The sequence below is a fragment of the Microcoleus sp. bin48.metabat.b7b8b9.023 genome (genome assembly GCF_013299185.1).
GTDB lineage: Bacteria > Cyanobacteriota > Cyanobacteriia > Cyanobacteriales > Microcoleaceae > Microcoleus.
Genome location: NZ_JAAFKG010000048.1, coordinates 1 through 14,458, shown reverse-complemented (window position 1 = coordinate 14,458; position 14,458 = coordinate 1). Strand labels below are relative to the sequence as shown.

At 45.7% G+C, this 14,458-nt stretch carries 13 protein-coding genes; 9 read left to right on the top strand and 4 right to left on the bottom strand.

The features are described 5' to 3' along the window. Positions 1 to 92: 92 nt before the first annotated feature. From QZW82_RS23280 to QZW82_RS23265, 4 genes are all read left to right on the top strand, one after another. Positions 93 to 842: a peptidylprolyl isomerase gene (locus tag QZW82_RS23280; RefSeq protein ID WP_293153537.1), complete on the top strand. Its 750-nt coding sequence runs from the start codon at positions 93 to 95 to the stop codon at positions 840 to 842. Next, positions 839 to 3,847 (top strand): peptidase domain-containing ABC transporter, encoded by a 3,009-nt coding sequence (locus QZW82_RS23275; protein WP_293153534.1) that lies wholly within the window; start codon positions 839 to 841, stop codon positions 3,845 to 3,847. Before QZW82_RS23280 ends, QZW82_RS23275 begins: the two co-directional genes overlap by 4 nt. Positions 3,848 to 4,183: 336 nt before the next feature. After that, positions 4,184 to 6,184, top strand: coding sequence for a chromosome partitioning protein ParA (locus QZW82_RS23270; protein ID WP_293153531.1), 2,001 nt, complete (start codon positions 4,184 to 4,186; stop codon positions 6,182 to 6,184). Positions 6,185 to 6,837: 653 nt separating this feature from the next. Then, entirely contained in the window at positions 6,838 to 8,577 is a 1,740-nt protein-coding gene (locus QZW82_RS23265; RefSeq protein ID WP_293153528.1) for a hypothetical protein, read from the top strand. 8 nt (positions 8,578 to 8,585) lie between these two features. Here QZW82_RS23265 and QZW82_RS23260 read toward each other — a convergent pair whose 3' ends face one another. Further along, positions 8,586 to 9,752 (bottom strand): transposase, encoded by a 1,167-nt coding sequence (locus QZW82_RS23260; RefSeq protein WP_293153525.1) that lies wholly within the window; start codon positions 9,750 to 9,752, stop codon positions 8,586 to 8,588. Positions 9,753 to 9,874: 122 nt separating this feature from the next. On the opposite strand from QZW82_RS23260, the gene QZW82_RS23255 reads away from it, so the two are divergent. Further along, positions 9,875 to 10,708 (top strand): glycosyltransferase family 2 protein, encoded by an 834-nt coding sequence (locus QZW82_RS23255; RefSeq protein ID WP_293153522.1) that lies wholly within the window; start codon positions 9,875 to 9,877, stop codon positions 10,706 to 10,708. 48 nt (positions 10,709 to 10,756) lie between these two features. Then, positions 10,757 to 11,821, top strand: a complete 1,065-nt coding sequence (locus QZW82_RS23250) for an NAD-dependent epimerase/dehydratase family protein (protein ID WP_293153519.1) — start codon at positions 10,757 to 10,759, stop codon at positions 11,819 to 11,821. Between the two features lie 251 nt (positions 11,822 to 12,072). Here QZW82_RS23250 and QZW82_RS23245 read toward each other — a convergent pair whose 3' ends face one another. Continuing rightward, positions 12,073 to 12,675: a Uma2 family endonuclease gene (locus tag QZW82_RS23245; RefSeq protein ID WP_293153516.1), complete on the bottom strand. Its 603-nt coding sequence runs from the start codon at positions 12,673 to 12,675 to the stop codon at positions 12,073 to 12,075. A gap of 152 nt (positions 12,676 to 12,827) precedes the next feature. After that, complete coding sequence (locus QZW82_RS23240; RefSeq protein WP_293153513.1) at positions 12,828 to 13,061, bottom strand: hypothetical protein; 234 nt, start codon at positions 13,059 to 13,061, stop codon at positions 12,828 to 12,830. A 232-nt stretch (positions 13,062 to 13,293) separates the two neighbouring features. Between QZW82_RS23240 and QZW82_RS23235 the strand changes: the two genes are divergently transcribed. From QZW82_RS23235 to QZW82_RS23225, 3 genes are all read left to right on the top strand, one after another. Further along, the gene (locus tag QZW82_RS23235) at positions 13,294 to 13,482 is read left to right on the top strand and encodes a CopG family transcriptional regulator (RefSeq protein WP_293153510.1); all 189 of its coding nucleotides are present in this window, start codon (positions 13,294 to 13,296) and stop codon (positions 13,480 to 13,482) included. An 84-nt stretch (positions 13,483 to 13,566) separates the two neighbouring features. Next, positions 13,567 to 13,752, top strand: coding sequence for a CopG family transcriptional regulator (locus tag QZW82_RS23230; protein ID WP_293153508.1), 186 nt, complete (start codon positions 13,567 to 13,569; stop codon positions 13,750 to 13,752). Positions 13,753 to 13,837: 85 nt separating this feature from the next. Continuing rightward, positions 13,838 to 14,233, top strand: a complete 396-nt coding sequence (locus QZW82_RS23225) for an NUDIX domain-containing protein (RefSeq protein ID WP_293153506.1) — start codon at positions 13,838 to 13,840, stop codon at positions 14,231 to 14,233. A gap of 8 nt (positions 14,234 to 14,241) precedes the next feature. On the opposite strand, the gene QZW82_RS23220 is transcribed toward QZW82_RS23225, so the two are convergent. Continuing rightward, positions 14,242 to 14,433, bottom strand: a complete 192-nt coding sequence (locus QZW82_RS23220; protein WP_293153503.1) for a hypothetical protein — start codon at positions 14,431 to 14,433, stop codon at positions 14,242 to 14,244. Positions 14,434 to 14,458: the final 25 nt, after the last annotated feature.

Below are 14,458 nucleotides of genomic sequence, written 5' to 3'. Positions count from 1 at the left end.
ATCATCGGGAGATTGAGGGGTTAGTGGTTGTCGCTCTTTTCCTGCCACAGCTAAATTAAAAGGGGAAGCGCAAGTCAGTTGGAGATTAAAAAATGACAGGACTTTTTCAAATAGGCGATAAATTACTGCAAGCTCAGGATATGCCATCGCTCCTGAAGCGTTACCAGTTGATGCCCCAATTCTTGCGGGGTGTAATCATCGACCAAGCGATCGCATCCTTTAGTTGCAGCGACGAAGAACGCCAATCAGCAGTCGAGAACTTTCTGGTACAGCACCAACTGACAGCCCCCGACGCCAGAGAAGCTTGGCTGCGGAGTCAAAATATGACAGAAGAAGAACTTCAAGAGATGGCCGTCAGGCCCTTGCTGATCGAAAAATTTAAGCAAGAGACTTGGAGACCTAAAGTAGATAATTATTTTTTAACCCGCAAAGCCAGTCTAGACCACGTAGTCTATTCCCTGGTACGCACCAAAAATCCAGCACTGGCAAACGAACTTTACTTCCGCATCCTCGAAGGGGAACAAACCTTTGCTGAAGTAGCTCGCGACTTCTCAGAAGGCCCAGAGTCAAAGTCGGGCGGCCTGTTGGGCCCAGTACCCCTCAGTCAGCCTCACCCGGCAATTAGTAAACTTTTATCAGTCAGCCAGCCAAATCAACTCTGGACGCCGCGTCCTCTGGCAGAATGGATGGTAATTATTCGACTAGAAAAGTTCATGCCGGCCCAGCTCGACGAATCGATGCGGCTGCACCTGATTAACGAACTCTTTGAAAGCTGGCTCGCCGAACAAATATCGCAAATAGGCCCGCTACAGCCCCTCTCTTCCGTGTCTTCAATATCATGACTTCTTCCGCTGTTTCCCTCACCCAAATTCAGGATTTCTTAGCTCAAACACCTCCCTTTGACCGACTGTCAGAGACGGATCTAACAGCCTTGGTGGCTAAATGCCAACTCCTGGGCTACCGGACGGGGCAACCCCTGTTTGAACGCGAAAAAATGCCGACTCAGGTGGCAATTATCTATCAAGGTCAGGCCCGGCTGCTGGGCTTTGACCAGCGATCGCAACGCCACGTCAGTTTGCGGTTGGTGCAGTCGCAGGAAATTCTCGGCTGGGCTGGCTTGCTCAGAGGAGTTCCCTGCGAAACTGCGATCGCCTCTACAGATGTAATCGCGATCGTCCTACCTGCTGAAGAGTTCCTGAGCATACTGGAAAAACAGCCAACATTTGGAGAAGCTTTTCACGCTCACTCATCCTTGAGCGAAGTGTTTGAGCTGTTGAGCCTGGAATTGCAGCGCCAAGCCGACGGCACTTCGGATCTCAAGGAGCTAACTCGGCAAGCTTGGGAAGACGCGACAGTTGTCAACGTCCCAAAAGGTAACAAAAAAACTCAAGACCTCGCTAACGAACTAGATGCCGATCGAATTTGGCTAGTCAGCAGCGGCGTCTTGGGCGAGTTTCCCACCGGCAGTCGCTTCTCTGTTGAAAATGCAGCCAAATCCTTAAAAGTAGAAGGCAGCGCCGGCGCCCGCTTGGTCGGCTTCCGGGAACCCTCAGCATCACCAACAGAGCTAGAAGATCCCTTAACTGACCCGACAGCCACAGGAACAGGAGGCTTAGGGAAAAAGCCACCCATCATTTTTGGCGATGTACCCCCCGCCCCCGAGCGCCCCCCAAACCCAATCCCAACACCAGAGGCGGGGAAATATCCAGTTTTCCGCGCCAAAGGGCAAATAGATGCCCCGCTAGCTTGCTTCCAAATGTTGAGCAAGTATTTCGGCATCAAATTTCGTCGGGATATCATCCGCAAAGTTCTAGAAAATCAGTTAAAAACCGCTGGTGTTATCAATCTGCAAGCCTGCGGGGCGATCGCCCAAAGCATCGGCCTGACGCCTCAATTGGCGCAAGTCCCAGCAGATGCGATCAACCGGATCAAAGCTCCGGTCATGATTAAATTCCTAGATAGCTTTGCCATTGTTTACAGCATCACCGAGCAAGAATTGGTACTAGCCAGCCCAGAAAAGGGGCTGATGCGGATGCGGGTACCTCAGTTTAGAGAAGACTGGGGCGAACAGGGAGAAGTCCTGCTGCTGCAAGCGCCACAAGTCGAACAAAAAGAGCAGTTCAGCTTCTGGTGGTTTGTGCCGGCGCTGATGGAACACAAAACAGTATTTATTGAGGTATTGCTCGCCTCGTTTTTTGTGCAACTATTTGGTCTTGCCAACCCTTTAATCAGCCAAGTAATTATTGATAAAGTATTAGGTCAGCGCAGCATCGACACCTTGGATATTTTGGGTGCGTTTCTGTTAGGTGTTGCCCTGTTTGAAGGATTGCTCAACGGTTTACGAACCTTCTTATTTGTAGATACTTCCAACCGCATCGATGTCAAATTGAGTGCGGAGGTAATCGACCACTTGCTCCGACTGCCCCAGAATTACTTTGACAACCGGCGCGTCGGAGATCTGGTCTACAAATTCAGCATGATGGGCCAGATTCGGGAATTCATGACAGGTACCGCTTTAACAGTGGTTCTTGATGCAGTATTTTCGGTGGTTTACGTCGCCGTGATGCTTTCCTACAGCGTGAAGCTAACCTTCGTATCTTTGGCAGTCGTACCAGTGCTGGCGCTGATGATTGTTCTGATCAATCCGCTGGTACTGCGCCTGATCAAACAAAGAAATATGCGTTTTGCTGACTCTCAATCCTATCTAGTGGAAGTAGTCAGCGGAATTCAAACTGTTAAGGCTCAAAATATTGAATTGAAATCCCGCTGGGAGTGGTCTAGCCGTTACGCAAAATATATTACAGCCAGTTTTAAAACAATTCTGACCGGGACTACGGCAGGTACGATTAGCAGCTTTTTAAACCAGGTGGGTAACTTAGCTCAGTTGTGGGTGGGAGCTTATTTGGTACTTAGCAATGACATTACTTTGGGTCAGTTGATTGCTTTCCGAATTATTTCCGGTAACGTGACTGGTTCGCTCCTCAGGTTTGTGAGCGTGTGGCAGAGTTTCCAAGAGGTCTCGATGTCGATCGATATGCTCAAGGATATCATCGATAAACCCACGGAAACCAGCGAGGAAGACCGGAGCAATATCCCGCTGCCGGCAATTCAAGGGCAGGTTTCCTATGAAGAGGTTTCCTTCCGATTCCTGGAGAGTGGAGCCCTGCAATTGGCGAATGTGAACTTGGATTTTCCCGCTGGCAGTTTTGTGGGAATTGTGGGGGGAAGCGGTTCCGGAAAAAGTACGGCGATGAAGCTGTTGCAGCGTCTTTATCCGCCACTGTCGGGCCGCATTTTTATTGACGGCTATGACATTTCCAAAGTGGAATTATATTCGCTCCGCGCTCAGCTTGGGGTGGTGTTGCAAGATACTTTGCTGTTTAACTGTACAGTCCAAGAAAATATTGCTCTGAGCAATCCTGATGCGAGTACGGATGAAATTGTGCGAGCAGCGAAATTAGCCGTAGCTCACGATTTTATCATGGGCTTGCCCGCTGGTTACAATACGGTGGTGGGAGAACGCGGTTCATCGCTTTCTGGGGGTCAACGGCAGCGTTTGGCGATCGCCCGGACGATTTTGCAAAACCCGAAACTGCTGATTTTGGACGAAGCTACAAGCGCCCTGGACTACCATTCCGAACGCCAAGTTTGCAATAACTTAGCCGAAGCGTTCGCCGGCCGCACGGTGTTTTTCATCACTCACCGCCTGACTACAATCCAAAATGCTGATGTCATTATTATGATGGATCAAGGTTCTGTAGTCGAGCAGGGAACGCATAAAGAATTAATGGCTCTTAAAGGGCGTTACTACTGTCTCTTCCAACAACAAGAGTCATCGAACACCTAATGATGGGGCATGGGGCATCGTTCAACAGTTGACAGTTGACAGTTGACAGTTGACAGTTTGAGAGCGACCTCTATCCTTAAGGAAGAGGATTGGAGTAATGAATCGTCTGATTGGAGTAATGAATCGTCTGATTTTAATTTCTCCCTCAAAGGGTTCCGGCTTTCAACCAATTCTTTCTGGTAATACTTAGTGGTTAGCGATCGCTTGTTAATAGCTTTTATAATAATAAATGCTCAATGCCCAATCCCTCCGCTACGCTCCGCCCAATGCCCAATGCCCAATGCCCAAATAACAAATAACAACTAACAACTAACAACTAACACCTAACAAATGGCTATGAAATCGGTAATCCTTTCTGAACAAGCAGTCATTCTGGAAAAACCAGCGATTTGGTCGCGCTTGTTTTTGTGGATGATCATGCTGATGACCACTTCTGCCGTAGTTTGGGCTTATTTTGCTAGCGTAGAGCAAGCTGTCCCCGCTGTCGGCCAATTGGAACTCAAAGATGGTGCTAGAGACATCCAAGCGCCTGCTACGGGCGCTGTGGTGAGGCTGCACGTCGAAAATGGCGATCGGGTGGAAAAAAACCAGCCCCTGCTCACTTTCAACCCCCTCGCACCCAGTGCAGATTTAACATCAATTAAGAAAACTAAAGAAGCGCTGGAAAAGGAAAATAAATTTTACGAAGATGTCGTCAGCGGCAAAGTTCAAGGCCCTATTCCTTCCAACCTAGAATCGACAATCAAAGACAGACAGAGCCTCGCAGCACAAAATCAAGTGCTGCAAGCTTTGATTGACGAGCTATACCTTAACCGGGGAGCCAGCGGAAATTTTGATGCAGCCCAGCAAGGACTGTATGTTAATTATCGATCGGAATATCTGTCTCGGGTAGCCGCCGCCCAAGGACAAGTTCAGGAGTTGGACAAACAACTCAAGCAAGCCGAGAATGCTGAGAAAGCCGCCGGCGATCAAATGACGGTAGCGCAGCAACAATTGGGTTTTGCTCAGAACCAATTAAATTACTCTCAGCAGCAGTTAGCCTCTTCCCAAGAGCAAGTCAAATCAGCTCTAGCTCAAAAAGAGTTGGCCGAAGAACAGTTAGCCAAATCTCAACAAGTATTGAAGTCAAATCAAGGCATTTTGGGCAGATTAGGCCCGCTGGTGGAGCAAGGAGCGATCGCTGAACTACAAAGAGAAAAGCAGGAACAAGATGTTTTCAGAGGGCAAGGCGACGTTCTGAAACAGCAAGATCAAATCAAGCAGCGCGAGGGTGAAATCAACGCCCGTAGAGGCGAAATCAATACCCGCAGAGGTGAGATCAATACCCGCCGAGGCGAAATTAACGCGCGTCAAGGTGACATCCAAAAAATAACCGCTGAAGTACAGCGCCAGCAAGGAGAGCAAGCGCGCATTCAAGAGTCGATCGCCCGCGCCCAAGAACAGTTGAAAAATACCAAGGATGCCTGGGCAAAAGAACTTTACACCAAAATTGCTGAAAACCAGAAACAAATTGCCAGCAGCGATTCTCAACTCAGCCGCTTCAAAGTGGAAAACTTGAAAAAGCTGTCCGAAGTCAATGCTCAGCTAGAAAAGGCCCAGCAAGTCCGCGATACTCAAATTATGAAGGCTCCCGTATCCGGCGTTATCTTCGATTTGAAACCTTCTAAGAAGGAGAATGCGAAGTTGGATCTAGCTAAAGATCCGATATGCCAATCCATAATTAACTCAGTGGTGAAACCTGGAGAACCGCGCCCCAAACGCTGCGAAGAAGCTTATTACGAAGCGCAGCAAACAGAGAAGCTGCTCAAGGTTTTGGATGATGAAAACGGCTTGCAAGCAGTTGTTTACCTGGAAAACAGCAACGTAGCTCTCGTTTTGGATGGTATGAAACAGAAGCGACAAAAATTAGAAAAATATCACGGCAAACAATTAGATGGAGAAAAAATTGACTGCGAAGTAGGTAAAAGCTGCCTGTGTCCTGAGAAGGAAGTTAATAGAGAGAAATTGGGTCTGACGCACTACGAATGCGTGCCTGTGGAGATAAATGTTGAAGCTTTTCCTGCCTTGGAATTTGGTACTGCTCAGGGTGAAGTGAAAGAGATTAGCAGCGATGCTGAACCTCCTACTGAACTTCGGAAATACTACGCTTTCAAAACCAAAATTAAGCTCAAAAATCAAAAGTTTGTCTTGAACAAGGGCAAGTCAAATGAACAGGAAGTTAACTTGCAGTCGGGAATGGCCGTAAGTTCTAATATCAATATCGGCAAGCGGACTGTTTTGCAGATGTTTATCAACCGATTTACTGGCAAACTGGATACGTTCAAGACTGTTAAGTAATTGGCTGAACAGAATTGAAGAGGACTAAAGTCCTCACTACAAACTTGATGACTGGTTTGTAGTGAGGACTTTAGTCCTAATTAGCCCGGTTCGTAGTGATGACTTTAATCTAATTCCCCCAAATTATGAGGACTGAAGTCCTCACTACAAACTGGATGACTGGTTTGTAGTAAGGACTTTAGTCCTAATTAGCCTGATTCGTAGTGAGGAATTTAATCATAATTCCCCCAAATTATGAGGACTGAAGTCCTCACTACAAACTGGATGACTGGTTTGTAGTAAGGACTTTAGTCCTAATTAGCCTAATTCGTAGCGAGGAATTTAATCCTAATTCCCCCAAATTATCAGGACTGAAGTCCTCACTACAAACTGGATGACTGGTTTGTAGTAAGGACTTTAGTCCTAATTAGCCTGATTCGTAGCGAGGAATTTAATCCTAATTCCCCCAAATTATCAGGACTGAAGTCCTCACTACAAACTGGATGACTGGTTTGTAGTAAGGACTTTAGTCCTAATTAGCCTGATTCGTAGTGAGGAATTTAATCCTAATTCCCCCAAATTATCAGGACTGAAGTCCTCACTACAAACATGATGAGAATGATTTAACGATATTAATATAAAATAGTGATGGCAATTGGTGCGATCGCACATTCATGAAAAAATTTATCTTATTTACGCTATATCTACTTCCAGTCGTCCTTTTAATCGGATTTGTAGCCACTTTTAGCGTTAACGTGCCCATTGATGACGAGTGGAGGTTGGCTAGCCTGTTTGAGAAAATCGCTCAGGGAAGTGTAACCTTTAACGATTTTTGGGCTTTGCACAGCAACCACCGCATAGTCTTTCCGAAATTAATTATTGCTGTGCTGGTTTTTGCTTCCAGATGGAATATCAATTATCAGTTGTGTCTCAGCATCGGTTTGGCTGGGATAACTTTTATGACTCTGTACAAGTTATCCTCGATACCGGTTAAGAATGTTGGGGATAATTTATGGCATTTAGCTAATATTTTAACTTGTATTTTACTTTTCTCCCTGGTTCAACATGAAAACTGGCTTTGGGGATTTCAATTAGCTTGGTTTTTCGTAAATCTGTGTTTTATAGCGGCGGTGTATGCGCTGGTTGCAACTCACAAATTATTGCCTAATATTAGGATTTCTATTGCTGCTGTATTCTGTTTTATTGCTAGTTTTTCTTTGGCTCAAGGTTTGCTATCTTGGTTGGCGGCGGTTCCGGCTGTGGTGGATTTGGAGGGAAATCGAGTACAGAAAAAAAGCAGATTAATTCTATGGATATTACTGTTTGCAGCAACTTGTGCTATTTACTCCATTGATTATCATCCTAGCCGTAAAACAAGTATTATTGCATTGTTGAATAAGCCGCTGGTGGTAATTGATTATTTTTTGAGTTTGTTGGGTTCACCAATTGTTAGATTTCCGGGAATTTCGGCATTTGTAGGATTGGTAGTATTTGCAATTTTCGGATTTTTTGTATGGTATTTTGGGAAGAATATTTTATCAACAGATTTGGGATTGGGTGGGGACGGGCAAGATGCCGATCCCACAATTGATTTAGGATTGCGATCTCAGGCTTTGCCTTGGCTGTCAATAGGTTTGTTTTCGGTTTTGTCGGCTTTGTTTATTACGGCTGGTAGGGCTAATTTTGGGGCAATTCAGGCGATCGAATCTTCAAGATATACGACTAATTCGATTTTACTGTTAATTGTTTTGGTTCAGTTAGGACAATTGTTTATTCGAGAAACAAAATCTCTGTTGAAATTCAACTATAAATTTATTTATAGAGGAGTTTTATTGCTATTAATTGGGATAATTATTGTTAATTCTCAGAATGCGATCGCCCAAACTAGCTCTGCACTCCTTTACAAGCAAGGCGCTCGAGATTGTTTGCAGTTAATTAACTACCTGGAACCGTCGGATTTTTTTAAGAATTCGCCAGAAAGCTGTTTGAGGGTGCTGAGCAAAAAAACTTGGCTGGTGAGAGATGGTGCTGCTATTCTCGATAAATTTGGTTGGAGAAAGTTCGCGAAAAATGTAGAGTTTATTGCTAATACCAAGAAAGTTTACGGCTATTTAGACAAACCTCCAACGGGCGATAAATTATTGAAAGCTGCTGGTTGGGCGGTTTTGCCAGACAACAGGAAACAGCCGAATATTGTACTGCTATCTGTCGGCGATAACAAATCTTTTTTTGCTAACGCTTATGTAAATTTGGACAGCCCCGATATTGCTAAGACTTTGAAATCGCAGTTGTACAACAATGCGAGGTGGGCGGTTGATGTGTCTGGTGGCGATTTGGCGATCGGCCAAACCGAAATCAAAGCTTGGGTGTATAATCCTGTTGACAACCAGTTTGTCCAGTTGCGCGGAGGATGAGGAGTAAGTTACCCCACCGCTGAAGCGGGGGGCTTTTGGTAGCCCTGGACATCGCAACTAAGCGTGTCCGAGCCTCTAAGCCGACTTACAACGGCTCCAAGATTGGCAATATTAAACGAACCATTTACATCAGCGTCACCATGCCAGCCACAGTTGCCACACTTAAATCGCTTATCGCTTCTGGACCCGATATGGTTGCACACGTGGCAAGTTTGGCTGGTGTAGGCAGGGTTAACTGTCACCAACAGGGCGCCGTAATTCAAACTCTTGTAGTTCAGAAACATCCTCAGTTGGAAGAACGCCCAACTATTAGATCGGCGGCGTTCGGTTTTGTTTCTGGGTTGCTGATTGGTGCGTTCCCTGATACCCGTCAAATCCTCAATTGCAATAATGGCATTGTGTTGAAGGGCAGACAGAACAATTACTTTGCTGATGTTATGGTTCAACCATTGTTGAAAGCGCCGCTCACGTCCCGACAGCCGTTGCAAAATCTGTCTCGCCCGACGACGAGTCGATCTTGTGCCCTTCGAGGCTTTTGCTTGAAGCGATGCTCTAACCTTAGAGAACCTATCCCTGACCTGCTGAATTTGCTTACCGTCCCATTTATCACCCTCGCTTGTTACCGCAATATCACGCCGCCCAAAGTCAACACCAATCACTCGATCGGAATGAATCGGCTCTGGCGTTTCGTCTTTGAGTTGAATATGAATGTAGTAGCGTCCGTCCCTGTGCTTGCACAATTGAGCGCTGGTAGGAACTCGACCTTTGAGCTTGCCTCGCTGGTAGTTTCCCAAATCCAATTTGATATGCTCACGTCCGTTAAGCAGAGTCAAACTAACCGTCCAATCCTTTTCTCTAAAGCCAAAGATTCGGGCATCATAATCAGCGCTAGTTGCTTTGAACGCTTGCACAGGTTTGTTTTTCAGCTTGGCGGTTTTACGATTTGCGCCAACCCTGGCACAGACGCGCACAGCCTGATTTGCGCTCAATCCAAACTGTTTTCTCAATTCTTGGTAGGTCAAGCTTTGAATCGTCGTTTTGCTGGTCACGCCACCTTTAACAACCTGATTGACCCAGTTGCAACCATCCGCAAACGCCTTCAACAAAGCATCTGTTTTAGAAGCTTGCTCAGGCGTTGGTTGGAGTTTGCAAACTAACGTCAATACTTGTTCCACAATTCAAAAAATTTGACAATTGATATGTCTAATTATACAGCAAGATTACGAGCCATTCCTGGAGATTGCATGGCGATTGAGGGGGCATCGAACCCCCTCAATCGCCGCTCCTATCCCTCCCCATGTCTGAAGCCAGGGGCTTCTCGGAGGTTTTGGTGAAAATTTCGGTGGTTATACCAGCCCACAATGAAGAGGGCTGTTTGGAAGGTACTGTGCGGGCTTTAGCCCAGACGCTTGATTTAGAAGGGATCGAGCACGAAATTTTGATTGTGAATGACAATAGTACGGATAAAACCGTTGACATTTGCCAGGAATTGTCAGAGACTTTTGCGACAGTTAGATACGTCAACAATCAACCTCCCAACGGTTTCGGATTTGCCGTGCGCCGGGGATTGGCGGAATTTGAAGGCGATGCTGTGGCGATTGTGATGGCGGATGCTTCCGACGATCCCGTAGATTTGGTAGCAGGATACCGCCAATTGCAAGCAGGATATGACTGCGTTTTTGGTTCCAGATTTATCAAAGGCGGGTTTGTCGTTGATTATCCAATTCACAAGTTAGGAATTAATCGCTTAGCAAACTGGTTTGTCAAAAGTATTTTCGGCTTGCGTTACAACGATGTCACGAATGCTTTTAAACTATATCGCAGAGAAGTGATTGAAGGCATACAACCGATTTTGAGCCATCATTTTAATTTGACTGTCGAACTTCCGTTGAAAGCAATTGTCCGGGGTTTTTCCTATACGGTGATTCCTCTGAGGTGGTACAATCGGACTGCTGGTATTTCTAAGCTGAAAATAAAAGAGATGGGAAGCCGCTATTTGTTTATTGTCTTGTATGTCTGGCTGGAAAAACATCTCTCTCGCGGTGACTACCACCGAACAAGAAAGATGAATGAGTTGAAATTAGATTTGTTGCAAAAGTCAAGGACTGAAGTCCTTACTACGAACGAATAAGGACTGAAGTCCTTACTACGAACCATATTTTAGCAAGAAATTTAGTTAATGCCTGAGAGAATTTTAATTGTGGGCGGTGCGGGTTTTATCGGCAGTTGTTTGGCAATTGGCCTGAAGAAACTTCACCCGGAATGGCAAATAATTTGTTTGGATAACCTGCGCCGCCGGGGTTCGGAATTGAATATTCCCAGACTTAAAAGTTGCGGGATTCAGTTTGTTTATGGGGATATTCGCACGGCGGCTGATTTAGATCCAGTTGCACTCAATGCAGATTGTATTCTAGATTGCGCTGCGGAGCCTTCTGTGCTGGCGGGTTTTAGTTCGCCTCAGTATGTTTTGCAGACGAATTTGCTGGGTACTGTGAATGTTTTGGAGTTGGCGAGACAGACTGGTGCGAGTTTGCTGTTTTTGTCTACGAGTCGCGTTTATCCGATCGCCTCTGTCAAGTCTATCAAGTTATTGGAGTTGGATGATAGATTTGCGATCGCCCCAGAACAAACATTACCCGGTATCTCCGAGTTAGGCATTTCCGAAGACTTCCCCCTCAAAGGAGCTCGCTCGCTTTACGGAGCAACTAAATTAGCTTCGGAATTGCTGATTGAGGAGTACAGGGAAGCATACAACGTGCAGGCAATTATCAACCGCTGCGGGTTAATTACCGGTGCTTGGCAAATGGGTAAAGTCGATCAGGGAGTTTGCGGTTTGTGGGTAGCCGCACATTATTTTCAGAAGTCACTCAATTATATCGGTTTTGGTGGCAGTGGTAAGCAAGTTAGAGATTTGCTGCACGTTGAAGATTTGTTGAGATTAGTCAATTATCAGTTAGAACATTTTGCTGAATTTGACGGTGAAGTCTTTAATGTTGGTGGTGGTTTGAGTAACAGTCTGTCTTTAGTTGAGACAACTGATTTGTGCCGCAAGATTTCGGGTAAATCAATTCCCATTCATCCGGTTTTAGAGGAACGGGCGGGGGATATTCCGATTTTTATTACCGATTCTTCTAGGGTGATGGAGAAGACTGGATGGCAGCCTGCGATCGGCCCGGAAGCTGCTTTGCAGGATATTTATGACTGGATTGCTGCTAATGAGGTGGTTTTGAGTTCAATATTGTAGGAAGTTTTTAAATGGCAGATTGCTAATAGTAAGGTGCGTCGCTACGAGAATTTTCGCCACTATTTGAGTGGTTGGAAGCGACGCACCCTACCGCGAAATTTCATCTCCATCTACAATTCCCACTATTATCTTCAATAAACATTCTAAATCGTCAGGTACTTTCAACAAATTGATATATTCCCCGTACATTATAGATCAAATTTCCCAGCTTAGAAGATGAGGAATTGCCACTGTTTAACAAAATTCAGCATTTATCCCCAAACTTCTGTCAAATCCAAGACAAAACCAGGCAACACATCTTCGCCGGACAAAGTTGCAGGATTGTCCAGCAATTCTACTTCTTGGTTCTGTCTGTAAATCTCCACTTTTCTGTTGTTTCTATCTATCAACCAACCCAACCGCACCTGGTTTTCCATGTATTCTTGCATTTTATCTTGCAGCGGTTTGATTCTGTCACTTTTAGAACGGAGTTCCACGACAAAATCTGGGCTTAACGGAATAAAACCTTCTTTTTGTTCTGGGCTGAGTGCATCCCACCTTTCTTGACGAACCCAAGCTGCATCGGGAGAGCGATCGGCTCCATTGGGCAGGTGAAAACCAGTAGAAGAATTAAATGCTTTACCGAGTCTAGTCCGCCGATTCCACAGCCAGATTTGCCCTTCTATATCCAGATTTCGATATCCTGTTTCGCCTCCGGTTGGTGGATTCACGATTAATTCTCCTGTTGCTGTGCGTTCTAATTGTAACTCTCGATTAGCCATTGCCAATTCAACGAATTGTTCGCGGGTAACGGTGAGCGTTAGTGCTGGTGGAATATTGAGTGCAATGGCAGCGGATGAGTTGGTTTGTACCATGATTTTGTCCTAAAATTGATGCTGTTTTAGCAAATTAATCCTCATCTCACAAAGCCCAAAATATAGGACAATTTGCAATTTTTATTATAACAATTCAAAGTTCGTAGGTGACAGCCATCGCTCCAATCGGCAACAGCCATCACCATCAATTTCTACTCAGCAAAATAGCGAGTCAAAATCCGCATGATTTCACCGCTAATCGGCGAGGGGAGAGGTGGACTCCATTCCTCAACCTTGGCAAAACCCAAGATTTGCAGGATATCTACGATCCAGTTGACGCCCTTGGGAGTGCCACACAGCAGCAAGCGGACGGGTTTTTTGTCGGGGGGTGCGTTGGGAATTTCTTCGCGCAGTAGTTCGGGAACGGACTTTGGTGTTGGTATCATAGATATATCTCCTAATGAGTTATCTCCTAATAGGGTTATCTCGTGAATGTGGGAGCCCAAACCCCTGCCGCGTCTCGATTGCAGTCTGAAACGGCGGGGGTTTGGTTTTTGTCGGAATCGAGTAACATCTTTTGTTACTAAGTAAAATGGTGCCATTCCTTGTAACACCATGTCAATAGGTAACGTCAAAAAGTAGAATGTTATCTAAAGTAGTTATGGAAAAAACACAAACGTGGCAGCAAAAAATCTTACACGAGTAACAACTTACGTCAATCCTGAAATAGCCAAAGCATTAGAAGAATGGGCCGAGAAAGATGAGCGATCCGTATCTTGGCTGGCTGGGAAGCTGATTGAAAAAGGTGTTAAAGAGTATCAAAGTCAAGAACAGCAACAAGCATCTACACCGGAGGTGAAAGAATGAATCCAACAGCTATTAACACTCTGTGAGTTGGTTAAAGATTGGATCGAAGTTAAAATGTGAGTCAATTTAAGAGAGAAAAACCTAATGGGCGGGAAGCGTAAGCTTGAGTTGATAGCTGTGTATGTAACAAAGGAAAAAAAGGAGGCTCTTGAGGAATGGGCTACTTCTGAAGAACGTTCTGTTTCATGGATTGTTAGCAAGGCGATCGACAAAGCTTTGGAAAACCGTCAACAGCAGGAAACCGAGGCAAAACAGAATACACAGCAGTGAAGTGCGTCATTCAAGCCCTCGCCCTGCGATCGCACTTCACTGAAAATTTCATTGCTATTCATTACCAAAATTAGGCTTGTCAACCATGCACACTATTGGTGCTTTTGCGATTATTGACAACGGCGGCAAGGTACTGCTGTGCCATCGCACCGATAGGGATGCTTGGAACTTGCCTGGTGGTAGGGTTGAGGCGGCGGAAACTCCGTGGGCTGCGGTTGTCCGTGAGGTGGAAGAGGAGGTTGGTTTGCTGGTTAAGGTGATAGGCGCGATCGCGATTTATGCTATACCAGTGCGATCGGACTTGGTGTTTACATTCCGCTGTGAAGTCGTCGGAGGTAGCCCGCACACCACGGAAGAAGCAGACGAAATCCAGTGGTATCTGCCCTCGGAGTTGCCGGTTAACACGTTTTCCAATCATGTGGAACGCATCCATGACGCCTACGCTGGGCACAGCGCGGTTTTGCTGAAGACGCAGGACTAATCTTTTGGTTAAAGATTTGGTAAAAGCGGCGTTGAAGGGCGATCGCTCTTATCTCGAACAGGATTTGCGGAAACTAATGTGAGGATGCTGATGTTAGATCCCACATTCCGCACCCCCAACTGGCACATAGGGGGATTGAGGGAGTAAAAGTGAATCATCCGAGACAAAAATGAGTAGAAATACTCAACTATCTCGGTCACTCAGCATTACCCAGTAGTCCATTCT